A 23,583-nucleotide genomic window follows, 5' to 3' on the forward strand; every position below is an offset into this window, starting at 1 on the left:
CGATGGAGATCCCAGCCGAGCTCGGCCGGGTGCTCGTGATCATCCCGACCTACAACGAGCGGGACAACATCAAGAGCATCCTCGGCCGGGTGCGCGACGCGGCGCCGACGGTGGACCTGCTCGTGGTCGACGACGCCAGCCCCGACGGCACCGGTGAGCTCGCCGACGCCCTCGCCGAGACCGACGAGCAGATCAAGGTGCTGCACCGCACTGGCAAGGAGGGGCTCGGCCCCGCCTACATCGCCGGGTTCCGGTGGGCGATGGAGCACGGCTACGACGTCATGGTCGAGATGGACGCCGACGGCTCCCACCAGCCCGAGGAGCTGCCCAAGCTGCTGACCGCGCTCGTCGGCGCCGACCTGGTGATCGGCGCCCGCTGGGTACCGGGCGGCAAGGTGGTCAACTGGCCCAAGAGCCGCGAGGCGCTGTCGCGCGGCGCCAACACCTACACCCGGCTCATGCTGGGCGTGCCGCTGCACGACGCGACCGGCGGCTACCGGGCCTTCCGCGCCGCGACCCTGCAGAAGATCGGCCTGGACGGGGTCGACTCGCGCGGCTACTGCTTCCAGATCGACCTGGCGCTGCGCGCGCTGCGGCAGGGCCTCAAGGTCGTCGAGGTGCCGATCACGTTCGTCGAGCGCGCCCACGGCAACAGCAAGATGAGCCGCGACATCATGGCCGAGGCGATGTTGCGGATCACCCGGTGGGGCGTGGAGGCCCGCACGGCCAAGCTGCGCTCGCGCCGCTGACCGCGCGGCCGGTTCCGCCCTGCGCGGAGAGGCCCTCGCCGGGGAAACGATCGCGTGCCCTCCGGCGTTGACAGGGACAGAGACGAACCCTTCTACGCGAAGATGGAACGATGCTGGCGTTCGTGTTGGTCCTGGCCTTCCTGGTGATGCCGATCCTGGAGATCTACGTGATCATCCAGGTGGGGCAGGTGATCGGCGCCTGGTGGACGGTGCTGCTGCTGATCGTCGAGAGCCTGCTGGGCGGCTGGATCGTGCGCCGCGAGGGCAGGCGCGCCTGGCGTGCCCTCCAGGAGACCTTCGGCCGCGGCCAGGTGCCCGACCGCGAGCTGGCCGACGCCGCGCTCGTGCTGGTCGGCGGTGTGCTGCTGCTGACGCCGGGGTTCGTCACCGACATCTTCGGGTTCATGTTCGTGCTGCCGTTCACCCGGCCTGCGGTACGGCGGCTGCTGACCGCCTGGGCGGCGCGCCGCGTCAAGATCGCCCAGACCCGGGTGGGGCCGATGTTCCCGCCCGGCGCCGGCGCCTTCGACCCGTTCGGCGACCCGATGGGCCGCGGCGACCGCCCGTCGGAGCCGCACGGCCCGGTGGTGCGGGGCGAGGTCCTCAACGACGACGACAAGCCCGCCTGACCGCGCCCGGGGCCGCCTTGGGCCACGGAGGGTCTCCCGCCTCGAGCTGACGGCCGTGCCCGTGCCCGGACATGACCGAGCCCGCGTCATCCGGAGATGACGCGGGCTCGGCCGGTGTCGGATCAGGCGGTCTTGCGACGTCCCGCTCGCAGGATCGCCAGCCGCTCGGCGAGGACCTCCTCCAGGTCCTCCAGGGTCCTGCGCTCCATGAGCATGTCCCAGTGGGTGCGCGGCGGCTTGCCCTTCTTGGCTTGCGGCAGTTCGCCGTCGACCCGCAGGGCGGTCGCCCCGCAGTTACGGCATTCCCAGGTCATCGGCACCTCGGCCTCGGCTGCGAGCGTCACGGTGAACCGGTGGCCCTTCGTGCAGGTGTAGTCCACCTCTTGGCGAGGGGCCAGATCGGTGTTGCGATCGTTCTCGTAGCTCGTCGCTCCGAGTCGGGTGCCGCGAAGTGCGCGCTCGGCCATCGTCACGTGCCTCCCAGGCGGCTTGCTGTGTTGTACTCCCCAACGCTGAATACCAAGGCAAGATTCCCGCCTCGGCGCCAATCCAACCCTGTAGTTTCGGCCTACCTGAGCCCGGCGGGAGAAACTTTCAGCCGCCGCAGGTCTTGCGAAAAGCGCGCACGTCGTTTAAGGGGCCCGGGCCGACGTCTCGCCGGCCTACTTGCGGGTGGTGAGCACGTCGTCGATCAGGCCGTACTCGCGCGCCTCGGCGGCGGTGAGGAAACGGTCGCGGTCGATGTCGCGGGCGACCTCGTCCAGCTGCCTTCCTGTGGCCTCGGCCAGGATCTCCTCCATGCGCTCCCGCATCCGGATGATCTCGCGGGCCTGGATCTCCATGTCGCTGGACTGGCCGCGCTGCACGTCGGTGGCGGGCTGCTGCAGCAGGATCCGCGAGTTGACCAGCGCGGCGCGCCGTCCCTTGGTGCCCGCCGCCAGCAGGATCGCCGCCGCGGAGCTGGCCTGCCCGACGCAGGTGGTCTCGATCTCCGGGCGGATGTAGCACATGGTGTCGTGCACGGCCAGCATGGCGGTCAGGGAGCCGCCGGGGGAGTTGATGTAGAGGCTGATGGGCCGGTCGGGGTCCATGCTCTCCAGCGCCAGCATCTGCGCGGTGACGTCGTTGGCCGCGGTGTCGTCGACGGGCGTGCCGAGGAAGATGATCCGGTCCTCGAACAGCTTGTTGTACGGGTTCATCTCCTTGATCCCGTACGAGGTGCGCTCGACGAACGACGGCAGCACGTAGCGTCCCTCGCTCATGAGCCCACCCGCTCGGTGCTGTCGACGACGTGGTCGACCATGCCGTACTCGCGGGCCTGCTCGGCGGTGAACCAGCGGTCGCGGTCGGAGTCGGCCTCGATGCGCTCCAGCGTCTGCCCGGTGTGGAAGGCGGTGCGCTCGGCCAGGGTGCGCTTGAGGTAGAGCGACTGCTCGGCCTGGATCTTGATGTCGGACGCGGTGCCGCCGATCCCGCCGTGCGGCTGGTGCATCATGACCCGCGCGTGCCGCAGCGCGTACCGCTTGCCCGCGGCGCCCGCGCACAGCAGCGTCTGCCCCATCGAGGCGGCCATGCCCAGCGCGACGGTGGAGACGTCGTTGGGGACGAACTGCATCATGTCGTAGATGGCCATCCCGGCGTCCACCACGCCGCCGGGGGAGTTGATGTAGAGCGTGATGTCGCGCCGCCCGTCCTGCGCCGACAGCAGGAGCAGCTGCCCGCACACCCGGTTGGCGAGCTGGTCGTCGATCTCCTGGCCGACGAAGACGATCCGCTCGGCGAGCAGCCGTTCGTACAGCGCCGCCTGCGCCAGCATCGGCGCCTCGGCCACCGTGGCGCGCATCCGCGGCGCGAACACCTCGTCCGTCCCGTCCATGAGCCCTCCATGATCATCTGTACGTTACGTACGCAACGCTCTGTTGGTACGGACTGTACATTTGATGGGAAGGGAAGACGAGGAGGGTTCGCTATACGATGAATCGTGTGGATGAGCAGCCGGTCACCGAAGCGCGGAAGAACTTCGCCGATCTGGTCAACCGTGTGTCCTACACGGGCGAGCCGATCGCGCTGACCCGCCGTGGCCGGGTGATGGCGGCCCTGGTCTCGGCCGAGGACCTGGAGTTGCTGCGGCTCCTCAAGGAGGGGCGCCTCGACCTCACCCAGGCCGCCCCGCGCCCCGACGAGCAGGTGCGGCCCCCGGTGCGCCCGCAGGGGCCCATGCGCATCGCCGCCGAGTACCGCCCCGGCGGCCCGCCCCGGCCTCCCGGCTTCGGGCGTTAGCGGGTCCAGAGCCCCCGCGCGGCCATCACGTGCCGCAGTGTCACCAGCTCGTCGGTCATGATGCCGTCGATGCCCAGATCCAGCAGGCGGGCCATGTCGTCAGCGTCGTTGACGGTCCAGGCGTGCATCTTCAGTCCCAGATCGTGGGCCTTGGCGACGAACGCCTCGGTGACGAAGGGGAGCCGGCCCAGGCTGTGCGGCACCTGGGCGCAGGCGATCCCGGTCGCGGCCAGGCGCACGAGCTTGTCGGTGGCGCCGCCGTAGGACTTGGCGCGCAGCGCCATCACGCCGCGCGGGCCGAGCGACATGCACACGTCGCGTTCGGTGAACAGCGGCAGGCGGGCGCGCATCTGGGCCAGCCGCCGGGTGGAGAACGAGGTGATGCAGATCCGGTCCCAGGCCCGGGTGCGGTGCAGCGCCTCGGCGAGCGGGCCGATGACCGTCGCGTCCTTGAGGTCGATGTTGACGCGGGCGTCGGGCCAGGAGCCGAGGACGTCCTCCAGCCGGGGGATGGGCTCGCTGCCGGCGATGCGGGCCTTGGCGACCTCGGCGTAGGGGAGCCGGGAGACGGTGCCCTTGCGGTCGGTCACCCGGTCGAGGGTGCGGTCGTGGAAGGCCACCACGACGCCGTCGGCGGTCGCGTGGGCGTCGGTCTCCAGGTAGCGGTAGCCGAGGTCGACGGCTCGCTGGAAGGCGGCCATGGAGTTTTCGGGACGGCCGCCGGCCCCGCCGCGATGGGCGAACGGGATCGGGCCGGGATGGTCCAGGAAGGCGTAGTCGCGCGGCACTCACCCGATTATGACGATCGCGTCGCCCCAACGCGATTTCGGCCTTACCTTACTTTGTCAAGGCCCCGGCCGATGACGCCGCCGTCCCCTGGTGAGCAGGGTGCCGCACAGACCGATGGCCCTACGCCTGTCGAGCCTGGCGACCTCGTCGATGGCCCGGAGCCTGAAGGTGATGTCGGTGCGAGTCCGGCCGGGCTCCTGAGTCTGACCGGCCCGGCGGCGCTTCCAAAGCCCTGAATTCCGGGACTGGCGAGGTGCTAGCTTCCTTGGGCTGAATGCTCCCGTGACGAGAGGTGTGCCCCATGTCCGATGTGAACGAGTACAAGGCCGCGTTCGAGATGGTCGACGTGGACGGCGACGGCTACATCTCGGCGGAGGAGCTGCACAACCTGATGCGCGCGCTCGGGCAGGACATCAGCGAGACGCGCGCGGTGGAGGTCGTGGTGCAGGCGGACGGCAACCGCGACGGCAAGATCTCGCTGGAGGAGTTCGCGGCGCTGCTGCAGCGGGGTTAGCCGCGGCGCGCGGTGACGGGTCAGCCGGCCCACTCGCGGCGCCGGGCCTCGCCGAGGGCGATGGCGGTGGCGACGGCGACGTTGAGGGAGCCGACGCGGCCGACCTGCGGGATGTAGGCGACCGCGTCGGCCGCCGCGAGCAGGGCGGGGGAGCAGCCGTGGTCCTCTCCGCCGACGGCCAGGCACACGTCGCCGTCCAGAGGCGCCTCGTGGAGGGGGAGGGCGTCGCCGGTGAGCTCGACGGCCACCAGGCGCAGGCCCTCCTTGCGGACGGCCTCGGCGGCTTCGGCGGCCGTGCCGGCGTGGCTCCAGGGGAGGAGGCGCTCGGTGCCCAGGGCGGTCTTGGCGACGTTGCGGTGGGTCGGGGGAGTGGCGTTGCCGGCCAGCCACAGGTGCTCGACGCCGAAGGCGGCGGCGCTGCGGATGATCGAGCCGATGTTGAACGGCTGGGTGACCGATTCGACGAGCAGTCCGAGGCGGGCGTCGGTGCGCCGCCGCCAGTCGCGGTTGAGGCGCTTGACGTCGGTGGGGCGCAGCTGCCTGCGTTCGGGCGTGGTCATGTGGCAGGGCCTTCGGTACGGGCGGATACGGCGAGGATGCGGAAGGCGGACCGGGAGGCGATCCGCTCGGTGGGGAAGCCCTGGTCGTTGAGCCAGCGCTGCAGGGAGTCCGATCCCAGGTGCTTCTGGACGACCAGGTGGGCCAGGCCGCCGGGGGTGAGGCGGGGGAGCCAGGTGAGGAGCAGGTCGTGCAGGGCGGCCTTGCCGATGCGGATCGGCGGGTTGGACCAGATCGCCTCGAAGCGCAGGCCGGGGTCGGTCTCCTCCGCCAGGTTGAACCTTACATTGTCAAGGCCGGCGGCGATGGCATTGCGCCGCGCGAGGTCGAGCGCGCGCTCGTTGACGTCCACCCCTAGAACGCTCGCCTGCGGCGAGCGGCGCGCCATGGTGAGTGCGATGGGGCCGTAGCCGCAGCCCAGGTCGAGCAGGGTGCCTGAGGGCGGGGGAGGGGGCACGGTCTCCAGCAGGATGCGGGTGCCGAGGTCGACGCGGTCGGGCGAGAACATGCCCCGGTCGGTCTCCAGGCGCAGGTGCAGGTCGGGCAGGACGAGGTCGATGCTGCGCGGTTTGCTGGCGGCGCCGGGCCGGGGCGCGAAGTAGTGTTCCCCCACGTCGGCCGACCGTATCAGCGCTGGGCGGGTGTCGTTGCGCCCGGCGCCGTTCCGTGGGTGAGAAGGTGCACGTCAGACGTGACGGAGCGTGGTCACTCGGGGACGGGCGGTCCTGCGGGGCCGGTGGCGGGCGGGGCTGGAGGCCTGGTTGATTTCGAGGACGGTCCTGATCGCCTGCCTGGTGGCCGTGGTCGTGTGGTACGTGCTGTGCGGGCTGGGGCGCTGGTTCCCGTGGGCGTCCGGCCTGGTGGAACGGTGGTCGCCGCGGACCCGGTGGCTGCACGCGTGGGTGTTGTCGGCGCCGGCGACGTTCACGTACGTGGCGATCTTCACCGGGTCGACGCTGGTGCAGCGGACGGCGCCGCCCAAGCTGATCGAGTTGCTGACGACGTTGCAGAGCACGAACCTGCGCAACCTGGCGCGGGCGCCGCTGGAGGTGCTGCTGGACAGCATGTGGTGGGTGGCCGACCGGGGTGCGGGCCTGGTGCTGTACATCCTGCTGTACGTGACGGTGGTGGCGTGGGGGGAGCGGCGGTACGGGACGCCGCGGATGCTGGTGATCGGGCTGTCGGGGCATGTGTTCGGGTCGTTGCTGACGGCCGCGGTGGAGACGCGGGCGTTGCGGACGGGCCGGGCGCCGGCGGAGCTGGCGATCACCACGGACGTGGGCGTCAGTTACGTGATGGTGGCGGGGTGTGCGGCCGCGGTGCTGCTGATGCGCGGCCGGTGGCTGGTGGCGGGGGTGGTGTCCCTGGTGGTGGGGATCGTGGCGCCGGCGGTGGTGATGCACACGATCTGGAACCTGGGGCATCTGTTCGCGACGTCGTGCGGGCTGCTGGCGGCGTGGGCGCTGCTGCGGGTGGCGCCGGCGCGGCGGCCGCCGGATCTGTTGCGCTGCCTGCCGCCGAGGACGCCGCCGGTGCCGCGTTCGACCCGGGTGGGGGCTGAGGCGGAGGCGGGCTGAGCCGGGCTGGAGCCGGGGCCGGTCAGGGCAGGCGGGAGAACCAGACGAGGGAGACGCCGCCGGCGGCGAGAGCGAACAGCAGCGCGAAGCCGGTGAAGCGGGCGGAGATGTCGCGGTGTTCGGTCTTCCAGCCCAGGGAGCTGCCGATGTTGGCGTACACCTCGGACAGCTGGCCGCCGTCGGCGGCCTCGTAGGCCTTTCCGCGGCTCCCTTCGGCGAGGGTGCGCAGGGTCTCCTTGTTGACCGAGACGCTGGTGGTCTCGCCTTCGATGTCGACGGTGCCGTAGGGGGTGCCGAAGGCGATGGTGGAGACCGGGATCTGGGCGGCGCGGCTGGCGTCGATGGCCTCCTGGACGGTGCGGCCGGTGGTGTTGTCGCCGTCGGACAGCAGGACGATGTGGGCGGGCGGTGGGTCGTTGCTGGCCTGGGAGTCGAAGGAGCGGATGGCCTGCAGCGAGGTGAAGACGGCTTCGCCGATGGCGGTGCGCTTGGCGAGCACGAGCTGGTCGATGGAGGCGATGGCGGCCTCGCGGTCGGCGGAGGGCGCGGCGACGAGGTTGGCGCTGCCGGCGAAGGAGACGACGCCGACGTTGAAGCGGCCGGGCAGGTCCTGGATGAACTTCTTGGCGGCCTCCTTGGCGGCGCCGAACCGGTCGGGGGCGACGTCCTTGGCCATCATGGACAGGGAGACGTCGACGGCGACCATGACGGTGGCGCGGTCGCGGGGGACCTTGACCGAGGACGCGGGCCGCGCGAATCCGATCATCATGAGCAGGAGCATGGCCACGAACAGCAGGGCGGCGAGGTGGCGGCGCCAGCCCGGGCGTTTGGGCGCGACCTGGGAGAGCAGCGCGAGGTTGGTGAAGCGCACGGCGTACTGGCGGCGGCGCAGCTGCATGAGCACGTAGGCCAGGGTCAGCAGCGGGAGCAGGATCAGCAGCCAGAATCGTTCGGGTGACAGGAAGGTCATGCGCGCACCCCCGGCGCGACGGTGCGGCCGGCGGCGCGGCGCTGGCGGAGGGCGAACCGGGCGACGTCGGCGATCCAGTCGCGGTCGGTGCGCAGGACGAGGTGGTGGGCGCCGCTGCGGCGCAGGGCGTCGCGGGTCTGGGCGCGCTGGGCGGCGGCGGCCGCGGCGTAGCGTTCGCGGACCTTCTTGTTGAGGACGATCTCGTGGACGGCGCCGGTCTCGGGGTCGGTCATCTCGACGAGGCCGACGTCGGGCAGGTCGAGCTCGCGCGGGTCGATGATCTCGACGGCGAGGACCTGGTGGCGGACGGCGAGGCGGCGCATGGGGCGTTCCCAGGCGGGCGGGCCGCCGAGGGCGGCCGAGCCGTCAGGGCCGCCGGGGCCGGTGGTGTCGAGGGCGTCGGGCGGCGGCAGGAAGTCGGAGATGATCACGCGGAGGCCGCGGCGGGTCTGGCCGCGGTCGAGGGCGGAGATGCCGGCGGGCAGGTCGGGGGCGGCGGGGTCGCGGGTGCCGGGCTCGGCGTCGAGGATGGCCTGCAGCATGGCGTACATGGCGGCCTTGCCGGTGCGGGCGGGGTGGCGGCGCAGGCCGTCCTGGCGGAGCAGGTAGCTGCCGACGCGGTCGCCGAGCCGGACGGTGAGGAAGCCGACGGCGGCCAGGGCGGCGACGGCGAGGTCGCGTTTGACCATGGCGCCGGTGCCGAAGTCCATGCTGGGGGTGAGGTCGACCAGGGCCCAGGCTTCGAGTTCGTGGTCGGCGATGAGGTCGCGGACGTGCGGGGTGGTGGTGCGGGCGGTGACGGCCCAGTCCATGTGGCGGACGTCGTCCTCGCCCGGCTGGTAGAGGCGGGCGTCGGCGAGTTCGGTGCCGGGGCCGGGGATGAGGCCGAGGTGCTCGCCGTTGAGGAGGCCGTCGAGGCGGCGGGTGACCTGCAGTTCGAGCCGCCGCAGGGTGCGTTCTGGGGCGAGGGCGGCGAGTTTGCCGCCGCGGCGCGGGCGCCGGGGCGAGGTCATCGTGCGGTGACCGCGACGCCGTGGTTCCAGACCACGCGGGGCGGTGGGACGGCGGCGATGATCTGGCCGACGACGTCGGCGGTCTCGACGCCGTCGGCGAGGGCGTCGAAGGTGAGGACGATGCGGTGCGCCATGACGTCGCGGGCGACGGCGCGCACGTCGTCGGGCAGGACGTAGTCGCGGCCGTTGAGCAGGGCGAGGGCGCGGGCGGTGGCGACCAGGCCGAGGGTGGCGCGGGGGCTGGCGCCGATCTCGATGACGCGGCGCAGGTCGGGCAGCCGGTACTGCTCGGGTTCGCGGGTGGCCATGACGAGCCGGACGATGTAGTCGGCGACCAGTTCGTGCACCGCGACCTCTTCGGCGGCGCGCTGGAGGGTGGTGAGCCGGTCGGGGTCCAGGATCGGGGTGGCCTCGGGCGGGTCGACGCTCATGCGCTGGAGGATCTGGAGCTCTTCGTGGGCGCCGGGGTAGTGCACGTCGATCTTCATCAGGAAGCGGTCGCGCTGCGCTTCGGGCAGCGGGTAGACGCCTTCGGACTCGATCGGGTTCTGGGTGGCCAGGACGATGAACGGCTTGGGCAGCGGGTAGGTGTTGCCGCCCAGGGACACCTGCCGTTCGGCCATGACCTCCAGGAGCGCGGACTGGACCTTGGCGGGCGCGCGGTTGATCTCGTCGGCGAGGACGAAGTTGACGAAGACGGGGCCGAGCTCGACGTCGAACTGCTCGGTGGAGGGGTGGTAGATGCGGGTGCCGACGATGTCGGAGGGCACCAGGTCGGGGGTGAACTGGAGGCGGGCGAAGGTGCCGCCGACGACCTGGGCGAGGGTGCCGACGGCGAGGGTCTTGGCGACGCCGGGGACGCCTTCGACGAGGCAGTGGCCCTTGGCGAGGAGGGCGACGACCATGCGCTCCACCATGTGGTCCTGGCCGACGATGACCTTCTGGACCTCGGCCACGGTGCGCTGGAGCAGCGCGGCGGCCTGGTCGACATCGTGAGCGGCGACGGTCATCTGGGAGTCCTCGCTGTCTCCTGGTGCGGGCGGGCGCCCTTTCGACCCTACGCGATCATCTCTACCCAATCGCGCGGTATCCCCACGTGCTCGGTGATCAGCGGGCTGTGACGGTTGTTAGTCTGGCGCCCATGTCGAGGCCGTTGCCGCCGGGGGATCCGGTTCAGCTGGGTCCGTTCCGGCTGTCCGCGCGGCTGTCGGAGACCTCCGCGGGGATCGTGTACCTGGGGGAGGACCACGAGGGCCGGCGGGCCAGTGTGGCGGTGCTGACGCGGGGCGCGGCGGGTGACGCGGCGGCGCGGGACCGGTTCCGGGCGGCGATCACGGCGTCGCTGCCGGGCCCGGGGCGGCCGCCGGAGTTCGATCCGGCGGGGCCGGCGCCGGTGGTGGCGGCGCATCCGGACGGGCCGGCGCCGTGGGTGGCGGTGGACTACGACGTGGACCGGCCTGATCGGCTGGGCGCGGAGCGTTTTCTGGATTCGGTGCTGCTGGAGGGGTCGTTCCGGGGCCGGCGGGCCGGTCAGGTGGGGCGGCGCCGGGGGCCGCAGTTCCAGCCGTACTGGCTGGGGGCGGGCGGCCCGGCGCTGGAGCGTCCGCCCGCGCCGCCGCCGGTGCCGGCTCCGGCGGAGCGGTCGGCACGCGGCCTGGTGTCGGCGATCTTGACGTTGGCGGCGGTGCTGGTGGTGCTGGCGTTGCTGATGCTGGTGTTGTTCGCCTGCCAGCCGGAGGCCGAGGATCCGCCTCCCCCGCCGCCGGAGCCGACGTTGCAGACGCCGACGCCGTCGCCGGACGAGACCACCGAGGCGCCGTCGCCGACCCCGACGCCGTCTCCGAGCGATACCGCGCCGTCGCCGTCCCCGGGTGACGGTGATGACGGCGGCGGGCCGCTGTGAGGCGTTCGTCGCGGTGAATCGGCGTTGCGCGGGGCGGCTGGGTGAGTCCAGCATGGCGGCATGCTGGAGAGCCTGATCGCCTTCACCGGCGCCGCGGTCCTGATCGCCATGGCCCCCGGGCCGAGCACCGTCGTCATCATGCGCGAGTCGATGCGGTCGCGGCGTGCCGGGCTGCTGACGACGCTGGGCAACGAGACCGGTGTGCTGATGTGGGGGGTGGCGGCGGCGCTGGGCCTGTCGGCGCTGCTGGCGGCGTCCGAGCTGGCCTATGACGGGCTGCGGGTGGCGGGTGCGGCGGTGCTGGTGTATTTCGGCGTGAAGGCGCTGTGGCGGGCGCGGCGCGGCGCGGCGGAGACGCCGGCGGCCGAGGTCGCTTCGGCGGGTGACGCGGTGCAGGGGCCGGTGGAGGGGCCGGTGGTGGTGCCGGGGTGGCGGTCGTTCCGGCTCGGGCTGATCACCAACTTCGCCAACCCGAAGGCGGGGGTGTTCGCGGTGTCGTTCCTGCCGCAGTTCGTGCCGGACGGGGCGCCGGTGCTGGCGATGTTGCTGCTGTTCTCGGCGATGTGGGCGCTGATCGACCTGGTCTGGTACTCGGGGATCGTGTGGCTGGTGGCGGCGGCGCGGCGGTGGTTCGAGCGGCCGCGGGTGCGGCGGCGCCTGGAGCAGGTGTCGGGGGTGGTCCTGGTGGGCCTGGGCATCCGGCTGGCCGCCGAGACCAGGTAGTGCGGGGACGCCCTAGCCTGGGGCGGTGACCGCACTGGATGATCTCGCCGACCGGTATGTGGACGACTTCGCCGCGCTGGATCCGTGCCGGGCGGCCCTGATGGGCATCGCCGGGCAGGAGTCGGCGCTGACCGACTACAGCCCGGAGGGGTTCGCCGCGCGCACCGACCTGTCGCGGCGGACGCTGGCCGACCTGGACGCGCTGAGCGCGGGCGACGGGGCCGGCAACGGCGCGGGTCACGGGGCCGGCGGCGCGGGGCGGGTGGCGGCGGCGGTGCTGCGTGAACGCCTGCACGTGGAGCTGGCGCTGGACGAGGCCGGGGTCAGTGACCACCTGATGGACACCATCGACGGGCCGGTGCAGCGGCTGCGTCAGGCGTTCGAGCTGCTGGACGAGGGCCCGGCCACGCCGTGGGAGGCGATGCGGGCCCGGCTGCGGGCGTTGCCGGGATCGCTGGAGGGGTTGCGGACGACGCTGACGCGGGCGCGGCAGGAGGGCCGCGTGGTGGCGCGGCGGCAGGTGCTGCGCAACGTGCGGGCGTCGGCGCAGACCGAGGCGTACGTGGCGGGCCTGGCGGCCGCCTACGGGGAGGGGCCGCTGCGGCCCGAGCTGGACGCGGCGTGCGGCGAGGCGGCGCGGGCGCTGGCCGGTTTCGGGGCGTTCCTGGCCGGTGAGCTGGCCCCGTACGCGCCCGAACGTGACGCGCTGGGACGTGATCGCTACGAGCTGGGCGTCCGGGACTTCCTGGGAACGCGGCTCGACCTGGCGGAGACCTACGCGTGGGGGTGGGAGGAGCTCGCGCGGATCGGCACCGAGATCGACAACGCGGCGGAGCGGGTGCTGCCGGGCGAGCCGCTGCCGACGGTGCTGGCGGCGCTGGACGCCGATCCCCGCTACCGGGTGCGGGGCGCCGAGAGGTTCCGGGCGTGGCTGCAGGAGCTGGCCGACGGCGCGATCGCCGAGCTGCACGGCACGCACTTCGACATCCCCGAGCCGCTGCACCGGGTCGACTGCCGTATCCCGGCCGAGGAGGGCGTCTACTACCTGGCGCCCGCCGAGGACCTGTCGCGGCCCGGCACGGTGTGGTGGGGCGTCGCCGACCCCGACCGGGAGATCGTCACCTGGGGCGTGCCGGCGACGATGGTGCACGAGGGCGTCCCGGGGCACCATCTGCAGCTGGGCGTCACCACCCTCAACACCGGCACGCTCAACCGGTTCCAGCGGCTGTCCAGCGAGCTGTTCCCGGGGCACTGCGAGGGGTGGGGGCTGTACGCCGAGCGGCTGATGGGCGAGCTGGGCTACTTCCGTGACCCGGCGCACCGGCTGGGCATGTGGGCGGGCGGGCAGCGGTTCCGCGCGGCGCGGATCGTGCTGGACATCGGCCTGCACCTGGAGCTGGAGATCCCGCGCGGCGCCGGGTTCCACGAGGGTGAGCGGTGGACGCCGGAGCTGGCGCTGGAGTTCCTGCGGGCGCACACCACGCCGGACACGGCGGTGGAGTTCGAGATCGACCGGTATCTGGGGCGGCCCGCGCAGGCCATCGCCTACAAGGTGGGCGAGAAGGTGTGGCTGGAGGCGCGTGAGGCGGCGCGGCGCCGGGAGGGTGCGGCGTTCGACCTGAAGGAGTTCCATCGCCGCGCCCTGGACCTGGGCCCGATGGGCCTGGACCTGCTGCGCACCGAGCTCGCCGCCGCCTGACCGGCGTTCAGGCGGCGGGGCGGCTGGATGATCGCGCCCGGGGCTGATCTTGTCCGTGGGGGCTTGGACGGCCGGGCGGGCGGGTCAGGGCGCGTCGGGCGGTGGGAGGGCGCGTCCGGCGAGGTGGTCGCGTTCGACGGGGTTGCGGGCGCCGCCGGCGGCGCGGCGGTAGGCGGCGCGGGCCTCGGCGTGCCGGCCGAGCCGCTGGAGCATGTCGGCGCGGGCGGCGTCCAGGCGGTGGTAGCCGGCCATCCGCGGGTCGGCGGTGATGGCGTCGAGCTCGGCCAGGCCGCGTTCGGGCCCGGAGGCCATCGACACCGCCACGGCGCGGCCGAGCGCGGCGACCGGTGAGGGGTGGGTGACCAGCAGGACGTCGTAGAGGGCGACGATCTGCGGCCAGTCGGTGTCGGCGGCCGACTGGGCCTCGGCGTGCAGGGCGGCGATGGCGGCCTGGACGGCGTAGGGGCCGGCGCCGGGCGGTCGTGCGGAGCGCAGGGCCTGTTCGACCAGGGCGCGGCCTTCGGCGATCAGGGTGGTGTTCCAGCGGGTGCGGTCCTGGTCGGCCAGCAGCACCAGGTCACCGGCGGCGTCGACGCGGGTGGCGCGGCGGGCGTCCAGCAGGAGCAGCAACGCCAGCAGGCCGGTGATCTCGCTGTGCCCGGGGAGCAGGTCGGCCAGCAGCCGGGCGAGGCGGATCGCCTGGTCGAGCAGTTCGGGCCGGGTGAGGGTGGTGCCGCGGCTGCCGGTGTGCCCCTCGGTGAACAGCAGCGCGACGACGGCCAGGACCGCCGGGAGCCGTTCGGTGAGCTCGTCGCCGGACGGGGTGCGGTAGGGGATCCCCGCTTCGTGGATCCTCTTCTTGGCGCGGGTGAGGCGGGCGGCCATGGTCGGCTCGGACACCAGGAACAGCCGGGCGATCTCGGGCACGTGCAGCCCGCACACCAGCCGCAGCGTGAGCGCGACCGCCGCCTGCGGCGCCAGGGCCGGGTGGCAGCAGGTGAAGATCAGCCTCAGCCGGTCGTCCTGGGGCCCGCCCGCCCCTTGCCCGACGGCGTGACCTGCCGCGTCGCCGTCTTCGGGAGCGTCGGGGAGGATGAGCAGCGGCAGCTTGCGCGCCAGGGTGGTGTCGCGGCGCATGCGGTCCAGCGCCTTGCGGCGCGCGGTGGTGGTGATCCAGCCGACGGTGTTGCGGGGCACGCCGGTGCGCGGCCAGGTGGCCAGGGCGGCGACGAACGCCTCCTGGACGGCGTCCTCGGCGGCGTCCAGGTCGCGGGTGAGGCGCACGACGGTGGCGAGCGTCGCCGCCCACCCCCGCCGGTGCGCCTCCGCCACGGCGCCCTCCACGTCGGCGCCCTTCACGTCGGCGCCCTCCACCGCGGCGCCCTCCACCTCGTCCGCGGGCCCGGACCCGCCGACGCCGGCGCCCGCCGCCACGCTGACGTCCGCGCCCGCCTCCAGGCCGGGGGAGGCGTTCGCGCCGGCGGAGGCTTGGGCGTCCGGGTCGGTCACGCGTCCGGCTCGGGGTCCTCGACGTCCCAGATCGGCCGCACCTCGATGCCGGCGCCCATGGGGCAGTGCCGGGCGATCTCGAGGGCGTCGTCGAGGTCGCGGGCCTCCACGACGTAGTAGCCGCCCAGATGCTCGGTGAGCTCCACGAAGGGGCCGTCGGTGACGGTCAGGCCGCCGCCGGATCCGGCCTTGGCGTCGCCGGGCCGCAGCGTGGTGGAGGCCGAGGCGGGCCGCAGCGCCTCCCCCGACCAGGCGATGCCGCGCCCTTCCAGGTACTCGATGAACACCTCGTGCTCGGCCAGGGCGGCCTTGAGGTCCTCTTCGGGGACGGCGGCCCAGTCCTCGTCGGTGTCGTACATCATCAGCATGTACTTCATGGTGGTGTCCTTCCCGCTTGCCGTCGTGTCGTTCATATGACGGACGGGGCCCGCCGGAATCGACAACGTCGGGGAAACAGCGATTCCGGAGAACGGCCCCGCCCCGGGAATCAGCCGGGGAAGGGTCAGCGGCGGCGGGTGAGGCGGGCGTGGACGGCGGCGCCGATCTCGGCGACGGCTTCGGCGGGGCGGCGGGCGTAGGACCCCCAGCCGAGGAACCCGTGGTCCAGGCCGGTGCCGGTGATCAGGGTGGTGTCGACGCCGGCGCGGGTGAGGCGCTGGGCGTACCGCTCGGCCTGCGGGCGCAGCCGGTCGTGCTCGGCGGTGGCGATGATCGTCGGCGGCAGGGTGTGCGGGTCGGGGACCAGCAGCGGGGACACCTCGGGCAGGGTGCGGTCGGTGCCGTGCAGGTAGAGCTCCAGGATGCGGGCGAGGCCGCCGCGCGGGAACTCCAGCCCGTCGGGGTCGGGCAGGTCCGGCGGGACGGTGCGCAGGTCGACGGCGGGATAGACCAGGAGTTGCAGCGCCGGTGCCTGGTCGCCGCGCAGGCGCCAGGCGGCCGCGGCGGCCAGCTGGCCGCCGGCGCTGTCTCCGGCGACGCCGATCCGGGCGGGGTCGATGCCGTGGCGGCCGGCGTGGGCGGTGGTCCACCGTACGGCCGCGGCGGCGTCGTCGACGGGGGCGGGGTAGGGGTGTTCGGGCGGGCGCCGGTAGCCGACCGAGATGAGGGTGATGCCGCAGGCCAGGGTGAGGGCGCGGGCGACGGGGTCGTAGGACTCCACGTCGCCCAGCACCCAGCCGCCGCCGTGGAAGTACACCAGGGCGGGGGAGGGTGAGGGTGCGGCGGCGGGCCGGTAGAGGCGCGCGGGCAGCGGTCCGGCCGGTCCGTCGATGGTGAGGTCTTCGACCACCTCGACGGGTGGGCGGGGGAGGGTGGCGAGATCGGCGGCGTGTTCGTCGCGGATCTGGGTGATGCCCTTGCGGCCCGCGGGTGGTTCGGCGGCGAGGCGGGCGCGCAGGTAGGCCAGGTAGTCGGGTTCTCTCCCCATACCTTGAACCTTACTGTGTAAAGCAGGGTGGCAGGAAGTACTCATCATCCACCCCGCGTTCATCCGGCATCGAGGCCGGATACCCGCAGGGTGATGTTGAGGCGTCCACCGGTCAGGCCGATGTCCCGGGGGCCGGTGCCGGGCAGGATCTTGGTGATGCCGTGGTAGGCCATCCGTGCGGGCCCGCCGAACACCAGCAGGTCGCCGGACTCCAGGGGCACGTCGGTCCAGGGCCGTCCGCGCGACTCGGTGTTGCCGAGCCGGAAGACGCCGGTGTCGCCGAGGCTGAACGACACCACCGGGGCGCGGCCGCGTTCGTCGCGGTCCTGGTGCAGGCCCATCCTGGCGGCGTCGTCGTAGAAGTTGACCAGGGCGATGTCGGGCCGGTAGCCGTCCGCGCCCTCGATGTGCGCGGACTCGTCGCGGCAGGTCTCGCGGCAGGTCTCGGTGCCGGGGTAGGCGTCGCGGACGGCACGTTCGCCGAGATCGGCCAGCCAGTCCGGGAGCGGCTTGACGGGCTCGCCGTCGACCTCGCGGACGTACCGGTAGGGCTCCCAGTGCCAGCCCAGGCACACCGTCCGCACCGACATGACGCCGCCGCCCGGCAGCCGCGTCCGGCGCATGCCGGCGAGCGGGCGTGCCCATTCGCGGCACGCCGCGACCAGGTCGCGCTGGGCGGCCTCGTCCAGCCAGCCGGGCACGTGGACCGCTCCGGGCGCGGGCTCGCCGCGGGGCCGGGGGATCAGTGCCGTCATCGCCCCAACCTACGCGCCGTGGGTGATCTAGTGTCGGGGCATGGACGAGGTGCGGTTACGCGACAGGGGCCTGACGGAGATCCCGCCGGAGGTGTGGGGGAAACGCGGGCTGCGGTGCCTGGACGTCGGGAGGAACCGGCTGGCGCAGGTGCCGGCCGAGCTGGCCGGGCTGACGGCCCTGGAGGAGCTCTACCTGGACGGCAACCGGCTGGAGCGGATGCCGCCGGTAGGGGCGATGCCGGGCCTGCGGGTGCTGGACCTGAGCGTCAACCGCCTGGCGGCGCTGCCCGGAGGGCTGGGCGGGCTGGGGCGGCTGCGGTACCTGTACGCCGCGGACCTGCGGCTGGCGGGCCTGCCCGAGGAGATCGGCGGCCTGGCGGGGCTGCTCTACCTGAACGTCAACGGCAACGGGCTGGCGGAGCTGCCGCGGCAGGTCGGCCGGCTCGGGGCGCTGAGGGAACTGCGGGCGATGCGCAACGCCCTGACCGGGGTGCCGGAGGAGATCGGCGGCCTGGCGGGGCTCCGCGAGCTGCATCTGGAGGGCAACCAGATCACCGGCCTGCCTGGGACGGTCGGCGCGCTGGCGGAGCTGCGCGTCCTGAACCTGCGCTGGAACCATCTGGACGCGGTTCCCGGCGGGGTGCGCGGGTTGCGGGCGCTGCGGCATCTGGATCTGCGCGCCAACGACCTGCGGGTGTTGCCCGGGTGGGTGGCGGACCTGCCGTCGCTGGACAAGCTCGACCTGCGCTGGAACGCGCGGCTGCGCCTGGAGCCTGGTCTGGTGGGGGATCTGGAGGCGCGCGGCTGCGTCGTCTACGCCTGATCTGGGCCCTGCTGATCCGGGCCCTGCTGGGTCGGTCGGCCGAGCGAGGAGGCGGTGGCGCGGTAGAGGACGTGACGGCGCAGCGGGTGCCCTTCGGGCAGGTCGGGGTGGTCGAAGTCGGCGGCGCTGTCGTGGGTCATGCCGATGCGGCGCATGACGGCCTGGGAGCGGGTGTTGCCGGTGGCGGTGAACGACAGGATCTCGGCCAGCCCGGCGTCGTGGAACCCGAACCGCAGGGCGCGGCGTGCGGCCTCGGTGGCGTAGCCGTGGCCCCAGGCACCGCGGGCGAGCCGCCAGCCGATCTCGACGCCGGGCAGGAACGGGGCGTGGAAGCCGGGCACGCTGAGGCCGGTGAAGCCGATGAACCGCCGGTCGGCGGTGGTCTCGACGGCCCACAGCCCGAATCCGTGTGCGGCGAATCCGGCGGTGATGCGGGTGGCGAGCGCGTCGCTGGCGGCGCGGTCGAGGGTGGCGGGGAAGTGCTCCATGACCGCGGGGTCGGCGTTGAGTTCGGCGAACGGGGCGAGGTCGTCCTCGCGCCATCCGCGCAGGGTGAGTCGTTCGGTGGTCAGAACCGGCGCCATCCGGCCGACTTTAACCGCCTCGCGTCGCCTCGCGTCGCCTCGCGTCGCCTCGTGCCGCCTCGTGCCGCCTCTTGTCGCCGCGGGGAAAATGCGTTGCGACCGTTGCGGGTCGCGGGCAGTCTAAAGGGGCAGTGAGGTCCGCCGACTGGGAGAGGAGCCGGGACATGAAGCAGCGCCTGTGCGATCGGGCCGATCGGGTCACGCCGTGTACCCGGCGTGTGCGGCGTACCGGGTGTACGCGGCGGCGGGCGGATCGCTGATTCCTGTGTGACGACGGGTTCTCCGGCCGCCTTCCCGCTCCAGGGAACGGCGGTTTCTTCTTTTTTCGCCCTTTCTTTCTTTGTGTTGTCTTGGCTCCGCAGCTCAGTGGTGAGAGCACCGGCTTGTCGCGCCGGGTGTCGTGGGTTCGAATCCCATCGGGGTCGCTGCCCGCCCCTGTGGTCGGGGGCGGGTGCTGGACGCAGTGGCCGAGTGGTTCAGGCGACGGTCTGCAAAACCGTCTACGCGGGTTCGATTCCCGCCTGCGTCTCCACGGCCCGGGGATTGGCCCTGGGCCGGGCTCCCCGTAGCTCAGAGGACAGAGCTCCGGTTTCCGAAACCGGGCGCCGCAGGTTCGATTCCTGCCGGGGAGGCATCTGGTGGCGAAGTCGGCGTTTCGCGTTCTCCGTTACCGGCTGTGAGGGGTTCCGGGCGGGTGGTGAATGTTTGCCGGTGGCGGGCCGGGTACGGCGGCTGGTGAGCGACCCGAGTCCGCGATCCGGAGGAGCGAAAAGATGGCGCAGGTGGCCGACTACGTCCTGGCGCGGCTGAGGGAGTGGGGCGTGCACCGGGTGTACGGCTATCCGGGGGACGGCATCAACGGCTTCCTGGGGGCGTTCGAGCGGGCCAAGAACGATCCGGAGTTCCTGCAGCCGCGCCATGAGGAGATGGCGGCGTTCATGGCGTGCGGGCATGCCAAGTTCACCGGCGAGACCGGGGTGTGCATGGCGACGTCGGGGCCGGGCGCGATCCATCTGCTGAACGGCCTGTACGACGCCAAGCTGGATCATGTGCCGGTGGTGGCGCTGGTGGGGCAGCAGCGGCGGCCGTCGCTGGGCGCCGGCTACCAGCAGGAGGTGGATCTGGCGTCGTTGTTCAAGGACGTGTCGGAGTACGTGCAGGTGTGCATGACGGCGTCGCAGGCGCGGCATCTGGTGGATCAGGCGATGAGGGTGGCCGCGGCGGCACGGGGTGTGGCCACCCTCATCTTTCCCGCGGACGTGCAGGAGGAGGACGCGGTGACGGCGCCGCCGCGTGCGCACGGCAGCGTGTTCTCGGGGGTCGGGTCGTACCGGGCGGTGACGGTGCCGCCGGTGGCGGCGGTGCGGGACGCGGCGGAGATCCTGAACGGCGGTGAGCGGGTGGCGATCCTGGCGGGGCAGGGGGCGCGTGGTGCGGCGGCCGAGCTGACGCAGGTCGCCGATCTGCTGGGGGCGGGGGTGGCGAAGGCTTTGCTGGGCCGGGACGTGCTGCCCGATGATCTGCCGTTCGTGACGGGGCCGGTGGGGTTGCTGGGGTCGCGGGCCAGTGACGACATGCTGATGAAGTGCGACACGCTGCTGATGGTGGGGACCGGGTTCCCTTACGCGGAGTGGCTGCCGGAGGAGGGGCGGGCGCGGGTGGTGCAGATCGACCAGGACGCCAGCCGCATCGGCCGCCGTGTCCCGGTGGACGCGGGGCTGGCGGGCGACGCGCGGGAGACGCTGCGGCTGCTGATCCCCTATCTGGAGCACAAGGAGGACCGTGACTGGCGGCGTGGCGTCGAGGCGGACGTGGACGAGTGGTGGCGGATCATGGAGCGGCAGGCGCGGCAGCGGTTCGAGGCGATCAATCCGCAGCTGGTGGCGTGGGAGCTGAACGACCGGCTGCCCGACGGTGCGATCCTGACGGCCGATTCGGGGTCGGGGACGACGTGGTGGGCGCGGCAGCTGCGGTTGCGGGCGGGGATGCGCGCGTCGTTGTCGGGGACGCTGGCGACGATGGGGCCGGGGGTGCCGTACGCGATCGCGGCGCGGTTCGCGCATCCGGACCGGCCGGTGGTGGCGTTCGTGGGGGACGGCGCGTTCCAGATGAACGGCATGAACGAGATGATCACGGTGGCGCGGTACGCGGAGCGGCTGGCGGGCCCGCCGCTGGTGTTCTGCGTGCTGAACAACCGGGACCTGAACATGGTGACGTGGGAGCAGCGCGCGATGGGCGGCGACCCGAGGTTCCCCGCGTCGCAGGACCTGCCGGACGTGCCGTACGCGGCGTACGCCGAGCTGCTGGGGTTGACGGGGATCCGCTGTGAGGACCCTGATGATGTGGGCGCGGCGTGGGATCGGGCGATGGAGGCCGACCGGCCGGTGGTGCTGGAGTTCGTGGTGGACGCCAACGTGGCGCCGCTGCCGCCGCACGTCTTGGCCGAGCAGGCCAGGAACACCGCCAAGGCGTTGTGGCGTGACCCCGACCGGGTGGGGGTCGCGGCGGCGGCGTTCCGGCAGAAGATGGCCGAGGTGTTCGAGGTCCGCCGCCACGGCTGACCCGCCTGGCGTCGCCGGCTGCGGGTCGCGGGCGGCGGGTCACCGGCTGCGGGTCACCAGAGGTCGAGCTTGTCCAGGACCTCGGCGGCGGGCGGCAGGAACGGGCTCGGTGAGCCGGTGAGGGTGCGGGGGAGCGGCACGTCGGTCCGCAGCTCGATGATCTCCCGCCAGGCCAGCAGCTGGTCGAACTGGTCGCGGACGCGGGTGCCCTTGGCGCCGGTGAGCCGTCCCGACTCCGGCAGGTCGTGGACGCTCAGGCCGCCGGCCAGCAGCGCCGCGGCGGTCTTGGGCCCGATCCCCGAGACGCCGGGGATGTTGTCGGACGGGTCGCCCGACAGGGCGCGGAAGCACGCCCACTGGGACGGGGAGACGCCGTGCCTGGCGTGGACGCGGTCGGCGCCGACCAGGCGGTCGCCGGGCCGCAGCGCGGTGTTGAGGACGCGGACGCGCGGCAGGTCCAGCAGCTGGTAGAAGTCCTTGTCCATCGACATGACCAGCCGGTCCCGGCCGTGCGAGGCGTGCACGAGCGTGGCGATGACGTCGTCGGCCTCGGCGCCGTCGGGCTCCACCCAGCCGATCCCGTACATCTCCAGGCCCGCCTTGACGTCGGGCAGCGACAGCAGCGGACGCCGCGCGGCGGGGTCGTCGGGCCGGTTGGCCTTGTAGGCGGGGTCGGCGAGCTTGCGAGCCGCCGAGCCGCCCTCGACGTCGAAGGCGACCACGACCTCCGGCGGGGCGGGCACCTCGTCGCGGATCGCGGCGCGCAGCAGCGTGAAGAACCCGAACGCGCCGGTCAGGTCGCGGGCCTGGTCGCGTGACAGGATCGGCGCGGCGCCGAATCCGTGCGCGGCCCGGAACAGCAGGTTGTTGCCGTCGACCAGCAGCACCGGGACTTCCATGCACCCCACCCGTCTCCGTGAACGTTCGATTACGGAGCGTCACAGTACGGGGTGTGGTGCGGCGGGGCGGGGCGGCTCGCCGGGGGAGCGGCGGGCCGAGGACGGTCGGGGGCGGGTCGGGGTGGGCGGGGGTGGTGGTCAGGAGGCGACGCGGGGGAACGCGACCGGGCCGCGGTGGCCGTCGCGGTCCACGGCGCGCACCCCGAACTGCACGTTGTCCTTCGCCAGGTCGACGGTGACGCGGGTGACGTCGCCGACGTCGATGCGGTGCGTCCACTCCGGCGCGGTCGTCTCCCGCCACACCACCTCGTAGCCAGCCAGCCCGGCGTCGGTGCCGCGGTCCCAGGTGAGGGTGGTGTCGTTGGTGAGCGCCGCCGCCAGGATCTGCACGTTCTCGGGCGTGCCCGGTCCCTGCGCCAGCGACCACAGCGCCGCCGCGTTCACCTTGGCCACGCGCGCCATGTAGGCGTAGTCGACGAACCGCGGCAGGTCGCCGAACTGCACGCCGTTCTCCACCCGGACGTCCTGGTGCTCGTGGTCGTAGTTCTCGCGCGGCTCGGTGAACCGCGCCGCAGGGTAGCCCTGCCGCAGGAACGACACGTGGTCGCTGCCGCGCAGGTACCGGTCGCGGCGCCAGATGACGCGCACGTCCATGCCGGTGTGGCCGCCGGACGCCACCTCGTGCACGAACCGCGCCAGCTGCCGCGACGGCCCGTCGTTCTCGCCGCCGACCGACTGGCGGATCGCGGCCTCGGCGGGCGTCTCGGCCGTCGGCACGCCCTCCACGAACAGCCGCACCGTGTACGGGTCGGGGCGGGTGCCGTCCCAGCCGCGGCTGGCGCCGACGATGTCGTTGCTGAACATGGCCTGCACGTCGGCGCCGGCCGCCTTCAGCTGCGCCGCCATGTGCGCCGACCCGTACAGGCCCTGTTCCTCGCCCGACACCGCGGCCAGCACGAGGGTGCCGTGGGTGCGGCGGGTGGCGAACAGCCGCGCCAGCTCCATCACCACCGCCACGCCCGAGGCGTCGTCGTCGGCGCCGGGCGCGTCGCTGGTGAAGTTCATGACGTCGCTGACGCGCGAGTCCAGGTGCCCGGTGACCACGTACACGCGTTCGGGGGAGGCGTCCCCGCGCAGTGTCGCGATCACGTTGGTGATGGTGGTGGGCTGGGGGATGCGCGGCGAGACCGGCTGCACGAACGACTGCCGCGCCACGGTCATGCGGCCGCCGGACGCGGCCGCGTACTCGGCCATCCGGTCGTGCACCCAGGTGGTGGCGGCGCCGATGCCGCGCGCCGGGTCGTCCTGGCTGGACAGGGTGTGGCGGGTGCCGAACGCCACCAGCCGTTGGACGGTGGCCTGGATGCGGCGGGCGTCCACCTGCCGCAGCAGGTCGCGCAGCCCGGCGTCGGGGCGCTGGGGGGTGATGGGGCGTCCCGGTGCCGGGTCGCCGGGACCGGCGTACGCCGACGCCGGGGCGGAGGCATGGGCGGAGGCACGGGCGGACGCCTGGTCCGCGAGCAGGGGCGCCGTGGCCGCGGTGACGGCCGAGGCGGACAGGAACGCACGGCGGCTGGAGCCGGCGCGCTCGTGAGCGTCACTGTTCTCCATGCCGATGAATC

Annotated in this window: 26 protein-coding genes and 3 tRNA genes; 13 read left to right on the forward strand and 16 right to left on the reverse strand. The window is 73.1% G+C overall.

Annotation, left to right across the window (positions count from 1 at the left end):
* Positions 1 to 2: 2 nt before the first annotated feature.
* Together ABZ810_RS35845 and ABZ810_RS35850 are read left to right on the forward strand one after the other, a co-directional pair.
* Positions 3 to 749, forward strand: coding sequence for a polyprenol monophosphomannose synthase (locus ABZ810_RS35845; protein WP_358410887.1), 747 nt, complete (start codon positions 3 to 5; stop codon positions 747 to 749).
* Between the two features lie 110 nt (positions 750 to 859).
* On the forward strand, positions 860 to 1,378 hold the full coding sequence (locus ABZ810_RS35850; protein ID WP_358410889.1) for an FxsA family protein: 519 nt from the start codon (positions 860 to 862) through the stop codon (positions 1,376 to 1,378).
* Positions 1,379 to 1,500: 122 nt separating this feature from the next.
* On the opposite strand, the gene ABZ810_RS35855 is transcribed toward ABZ810_RS35850, so the two are convergent.
* From ABZ810_RS35855 to ABZ810_RS35865, 3 genes are all read right to left on the reverse strand, one after another.
* Positions 1,501 to 1,845 (reverse strand): RNA polymerase-binding protein RbpA, encoded by a 345-nt coding sequence (locus ABZ810_RS35855; protein WP_151560963.1) that lies wholly within the window; start codon positions 1,843 to 1,845, stop codon positions 1,501 to 1,503.
* Between the two features lie 195 nt (positions 1,846 to 2,040).
* Entirely contained in the window at positions 2,041 to 2,640 is a 600-nt protein-coding gene (locus ABZ810_RS35860; RefSeq protein ID WP_358410891.1) for an ATP-dependent Clp protease proteolytic subunit, read from the reverse strand.
* Complete coding sequence (locus ABZ810_RS35865; RefSeq protein WP_358411185.1) at positions 2,637 to 3,221, reverse strand: ATP-dependent Clp protease proteolytic subunit; 585 nt, start codon at positions 3,219 to 3,221, stop codon at positions 2,637 to 2,639. Before ABZ810_RS35865 ends, ABZ810_RS35860 begins: the two co-directional genes overlap by 4 nt.
* 140 nt (positions 3,222 to 3,361) lie before the next feature.
* On the opposite strand from ABZ810_RS35865, the gene ABZ810_RS35870 reads away from it, so the two are divergent.
* Positions 3,362 to 3,658 carry a type II toxin-antitoxin system Phd/YefM family antitoxin gene (locus ABZ810_RS35870; protein WP_358410893.1) on the forward strand — a complete coding sequence of 99 codons (297 nt, stop codon included), beginning with the start codon at positions 3,362 to 3,364 and terminating at the stop codon, positions 3,656 to 3,658.
* Here the strand turns inward: ABZ810_RS35870 and ABZ810_RS35875 are convergent.
* Positions 3,655 to 4,446, reverse strand: a complete 792-nt coding sequence (locus ABZ810_RS35875; RefSeq protein WP_358410895.1) for a glycerophosphodiester phosphodiesterase — start codon at positions 4,444 to 4,446, stop codon at positions 3,655 to 3,657. The genes ABZ810_RS35870 and ABZ810_RS35875 overlap by 4 nt on opposite strands.
* A gap of 302 nt (positions 4,447 to 4,748) precedes the next feature.
* Here ABZ810_RS35875 and ABZ810_RS35880 point away from each other — a divergent pair, with 302 nt between their 5' ends.
* Positions 4,749 to 4,961 carry an EF-hand domain-containing protein gene (locus tag ABZ810_RS35880; protein WP_358410897.1) on the forward strand — a complete coding sequence of 71 codons (213 nt, stop codon included), beginning with the start codon at positions 4,749 to 4,751 and terminating at the stop codon, positions 4,959 to 4,961.
* Positions 4,962 to 4,981: 20 nt separating this feature from the next.
* On the opposite strand, the gene ABZ810_RS35885 is transcribed toward ABZ810_RS35880, so the two are convergent.
* A complete protein-coding gene (locus ABZ810_RS35885) occupies positions 4,982 to 5,521 on the reverse strand; it encodes a TrmH family RNA methyltransferase (protein WP_358410898.1) in 540 nt (179 codons plus the stop codon).
* The gene (locus ABZ810_RS35890; protein WP_358410900.1) at positions 5,518 to 6,132 is read right to left on the reverse strand and encodes a methyltransferase; all 615 of its coding nucleotides are present in this window, start codon (positions 6,130 to 6,132) and stop codon (positions 5,518 to 5,520) included. Before ABZ810_RS35890 ends, ABZ810_RS35885 begins: the two co-directional genes overlap by 4 nt.
* A gap of 148 nt (positions 6,133 to 6,280) precedes the next feature.
* On the opposite strand from ABZ810_RS35890, the gene ABZ810_RS35895 reads away from it, so the two are divergent.
* On the forward strand, positions 6,281 to 7,096 hold the full coding sequence (locus ABZ810_RS35895) for a rhomboid-like protein (protein ID WP_358410902.1): 816 nt from the start codon (positions 6,281 to 6,283) through the stop codon (positions 7,094 to 7,096).
* Between the two features lie 22 nt (positions 7,097 to 7,118).
* Here ABZ810_RS35895 and ABZ810_RS35900 read toward each other — a convergent pair whose 3' ends face one another.
* The 3 genes from ABZ810_RS35900 to ABZ810_RS35910 are packed head-to-tail and all read right to left on the reverse strand — an operon-like array spanning position 7,119 to position 10,089.
* A complete protein-coding gene (locus tag ABZ810_RS35900; protein ID WP_358410904.1) occupies positions 7,119 to 8,066 on the reverse strand; it encodes a VWA domain-containing protein in 948 nt (315 codons plus the stop codon).
* Complete coding sequence (locus ABZ810_RS35905; RefSeq protein WP_358410906.1) at positions 8,063 to 9,079, reverse strand: DUF58 domain-containing protein; 1,017 nt, start codon at positions 9,077 to 9,079, stop codon at positions 8,063 to 8,065. Before ABZ810_RS35905 ends, ABZ810_RS35900 begins: the two co-directional genes overlap by 4 nt.
* On the reverse strand, positions 9,076 to 10,089 hold the full coding sequence (locus ABZ810_RS35910) for a MoxR family ATPase (protein ID WP_358410908.1): 1,014 nt from the start codon (positions 10,087 to 10,089) through the stop codon (positions 9,076 to 9,078). The genes ABZ810_RS35905 and ABZ810_RS35910 overlap by 4 nt, the downstream gene beginning before the upstream one ends.
* Before the next feature lie 131 nt (positions 10,090 to 10,220).
* Here ABZ810_RS35910 and ABZ810_RS35915 point away from each other — a divergent pair, with 131 nt between their 5' ends.
* The 3 genes from ABZ810_RS35915 to ABZ810_RS35925 are packed head-to-tail and all read left to right on the forward strand — an operon-like array spanning position 10,221 to position 13,404.
* Complete coding sequence (locus ABZ810_RS35915; protein WP_358410910.1) at positions 10,221 to 10,982, forward strand: hypothetical protein; 762 nt, start codon at positions 10,221 to 10,223, stop codon at positions 10,980 to 10,982.
* A 60-nt stretch (positions 10,983 to 11,042) separates the two neighbouring features.
* On the forward strand, positions 11,043 to 11,705 hold the full coding sequence (locus tag ABZ810_RS35920) for a LysE family translocator (protein ID WP_358410912.1): 663 nt from the start codon (positions 11,043 to 11,045) through the stop codon (positions 11,703 to 11,705).
* A gap of 25 nt (positions 11,706 to 11,730) precedes the next feature.
* Positions 11,731 to 13,404 carry a DUF885 domain-containing protein gene (locus ABZ810_RS35925; RefSeq protein WP_358410914.1) on the forward strand — a complete coding sequence of 558 codons (1,674 nt, stop codon included), beginning with the start codon at positions 11,731 to 11,733 and terminating at the stop codon, positions 13,402 to 13,404.
* Between the two features lie 84 nt (positions 13,405 to 13,488).
* Here the strand turns inward: ABZ810_RS35925 and ABZ810_RS35930 are convergent, their stop codons facing one another.
* From ABZ810_RS35930 to ABZ810_RS35945, 4 genes are all read right to left on the reverse strand, one after another.
* Positions 13,489 to 14,913: a DUF6596 domain-containing protein gene (locus tag ABZ810_RS35930; protein ID WP_358410916.1), complete on the reverse strand. Its 1,425-nt coding sequence runs from the start codon at positions 14,911 to 14,913 to the stop codon at positions 13,489 to 13,491.
* Positions 14,910 to 15,290: a YciI family protein gene (locus ABZ810_RS35935; protein ID WP_358410918.1), complete on the reverse strand. Its 381-nt coding sequence runs from the start codon at positions 15,288 to 15,290 to the stop codon at positions 14,910 to 14,912. Before ABZ810_RS35935 ends, ABZ810_RS35930 begins: the two co-directional genes overlap by 4 nt.
* 125 nt (positions 15,291 to 15,415) lie before the next feature.
* The gene (locus ABZ810_RS35940) at positions 15,416 to 16,339 is read right to left on the reverse strand and encodes an alpha/beta hydrolase (protein WP_358410920.1); all 924 of its coding nucleotides are present in this window, start codon (positions 16,337 to 16,339) and stop codon (positions 15,416 to 15,418) included.
* A 59-nt stretch (positions 16,340 to 16,398) separates the two neighbouring features.
* Positions 16,399 to 17,094 (reverse strand): alpha-ketoglutarate-dependent dioxygenase AlkB, encoded by a 696-nt coding sequence (locus ABZ810_RS35945; RefSeq protein WP_358410921.1) that lies wholly within the window; start codon positions 17,092 to 17,094, stop codon positions 16,399 to 16,401.
* 40 nt (positions 17,095 to 17,134) lie between these two features.
* Between ABZ810_RS35945 and ABZ810_RS35950 the strand changes: the two genes are divergently transcribed.
* Positions 17,135 to 17,917, forward strand: a complete 783-nt coding sequence (locus tag ABZ810_RS35950; protein ID WP_358410923.1) for a leucine-rich repeat domain-containing protein — start codon at positions 17,135 to 17,137, stop codon at positions 17,915 to 17,917.
* Here ABZ810_RS35950 and ABZ810_RS35955 read toward each other — a convergent pair.
* Positions 17,908 to 18,501 carry a GNAT family N-acetyltransferase gene (locus ABZ810_RS35955; protein WP_358410925.1) on the reverse strand — a complete coding sequence of 198 codons (594 nt, stop codon included), beginning with the start codon at positions 18,499 to 18,501 and terminating at the stop codon, positions 17,908 to 17,910. The two genes, ABZ810_RS35950 and ABZ810_RS35955, sit on opposite strands and share 10 nt — an antisense overlap.
* 352 nt (positions 18,502 to 18,853) lie before the next feature.
* On the opposite strand from ABZ810_RS35955, the gene ABZ810_RS35960 reads away from it, so the two are divergent.
* The 4 genes from ABZ810_RS35960 to ABZ810_RS35975 all read left to right on the forward strand — a co-directional run bounded on the left by ABZ810_RS35960 (position 18,854) and on the right by ABZ810_RS35975 (position 21,062).
* A tRNA-Asp gene (locus tag ABZ810_RS35960) sits at positions 18,854 to 18,926 on the forward strand.
* Positions 18,927 to 18,958: 32 nt separating this feature from the next.
* Positions 18,959 to 19,033, forward strand: a tRNA-Cys gene (locus tag ABZ810_RS35965).
* A gap of 27 nt (positions 19,034 to 19,060) precedes the next feature.
* A tRNA-Arg gene (locus ABZ810_RS35970) sits at positions 19,061 to 19,133 on the forward strand.
* A gap of 141 nt (positions 19,134 to 19,274) precedes the next feature.
* A complete protein-coding gene (locus ABZ810_RS35975) occupies positions 19,275 to 21,062 on the forward strand; it encodes a thiamine pyrophosphate-requiring protein (RefSeq protein ID WP_358410927.1) in 1,788 nt (595 codons plus the stop codon).
* Between the two features lie 53 nt (positions 21,063 to 21,115).
* Here the strand turns inward: ABZ810_RS35975 and ABZ810_RS35980 are convergent, their stop codons facing one another.
* Both ABZ810_RS35980 and ABZ810_RS35985 read right to left on the reverse strand, forming a co-directional pair.
* Entirely contained in the window at positions 21,116 to 21,961 is an 846-nt protein-coding gene (locus tag ABZ810_RS35980) for a 5'-3' exonuclease H3TH domain-containing protein (RefSeq protein WP_358410929.1), read from the reverse strand.
* Between the two features lie 138 nt (positions 21,962 to 22,099).
* On the reverse strand, positions 22,100 to 23,572 hold the full coding sequence (locus tag ABZ810_RS35985; protein WP_358410931.1) for a M20/M25/M40 family metallo-hydrolase: 1,473 nt from the start codon (positions 23,570 to 23,572) through the stop codon (positions 22,100 to 22,102).
* Positions 23,573 to 23,583 lie beyond the last annotated feature (11 nt).

It is taken from the genome of Spirillospora sp. NPDC047279, from assembly GCF_040643285.1.
In the GTDB taxonomy this organism is placed as follows: domain Bacteria; phylum Actinomycetota; class Actinomycetes; order Streptosporangiales; family Streptosporangiaceae; genus Spirillospora.

Coding starts and splice junctions, on each gene's coding strand:
- ABZ810_RS35885 (WP_358410898.1), bottom strand. CDS start 5,521: ATGACCACGCCCGAACGCAGGCAGCTGCGCCCCACCGACGTCAAGCGC.
- ABZ810_RS35880 (WP_358410897.1), top strand. CDS start 4,749: ATGTCCGATGTGAACGAGTACAAGGCCGCGTTCGAGATGGTCGACGTG.
- ABZ810_RS35980 (WP_358410929.1), bottom strand. CDS start 21,961: ATGGAAGTCCCGGTGCTGCTGGTCGACGGCAACAACCTGCTGTTCCGG.
- ABZ810_RS35920 (WP_358410912.1), top strand. CDS start 11,043: ATGCTGGAGAGCCTGATCGCCTTCACCGGCGCCGCGGTCCTGATCGCC.
- ABZ810_RS35950 (WP_358410923.1), top strand. CDS start 17,135: ATGGACGAGGTGCGGTTACGCGACAGGGGCCTGACGGAGATCCCGCCG.
- ABZ810_RS35865 (WP_358411185.1), bottom strand. CDS start 3,221: ATGCGCGCCACGGTGGCCGAGGCGCCGATGCTGGCGCAGGCGGCGCTG.
- ABZ810_RS35850 (WP_358410889.1), top strand. CDS start 860: ATGCTGGCGTTCGTGTTGGTCCTGGCCTTCCTGGTGATGCCGATCCTG.
- ABZ810_RS35845 (WP_358410887.1), top strand. CDS start 3: ATGGAGATCCCAGCCGAGCTCGGCCGGGTGCTCGTGATCATCCCGACC.
- ABZ810_RS35905 (WP_358410906.1), bottom strand. CDS start 9,079: ATGACCTCGCCCCGGCGCCCGCGCCGCGGCGGCAAACTCGCCGCCCTC.
- ABZ810_RS35985 (WP_358410931.1), bottom strand. CDS start 23,572: ATGGAGAACAGTGACGCTCACGAGCGCGCCGGCTCCAGCCGCCGTGCG.
- ABZ810_RS35910 (WP_358410908.1), bottom strand. CDS start 10,089: ATGACCGTCGCCGCTCACGATGTCGACCAGGCCGCCGCGCTGCTCCAG.
- ABZ810_RS35975 (WP_358410927.1), top strand. CDS start 19,275: ATGGCGCAGGTGGCCGACTACGTCCTGGCGCGGCTGAGGGAGTGGGGC.
- ABZ810_RS35945 (WP_358410921.1), bottom strand. CDS start 17,094: ATGACGGCACTGATCCCCCGGCCCCGCGGCGAGCCCGCGCCCGGAGCG.
- ABZ810_RS35935 (WP_358410918.1), bottom strand. CDS start 15,290: ATGAAGTACATGCTGATGATGTACGACACCGACGAGGACTGGGCCGCC.
- ABZ810_RS35860 (WP_358410891.1), bottom strand. CDS start 2,640: ATGAGCGAGGGACGCTACGTGCTGCCGTCGTTCGTCGAGCGCACCTCG.
- ABZ810_RS35955 (WP_358410925.1), bottom strand. CDS start 18,501: ATGGCGCCGGTTCTGACCACCGAACGACTCACCCTGCGCGGATGGCGC.
- ABZ810_RS35915 (WP_358410910.1), top strand. CDS start 10,221: ATGTCGAGGCCGTTGCCGCCGGGGGATCCGGTTCAGCTGGGTCCGTTC.
- ABZ810_RS35900 (WP_358410904.1), bottom strand. CDS start 8,066: ATGACCTTCCTGTCACCCGAACGATTCTGGCTGCTGATCCTGCTCCCG.
- ABZ810_RS35940 (WP_358410920.1), bottom strand. CDS start 16,339: ATGGGGAGAGAACCCGACTACCTGGCCTACCTGCGCGCCCGCCTCGCC.
- ABZ810_RS35855 (WP_151560963.1), bottom strand. CDS start 1,845: ATGGCCGAGCGCGCACTTCGCGGCACCCGACTCGGAGCGACGAGCTAC.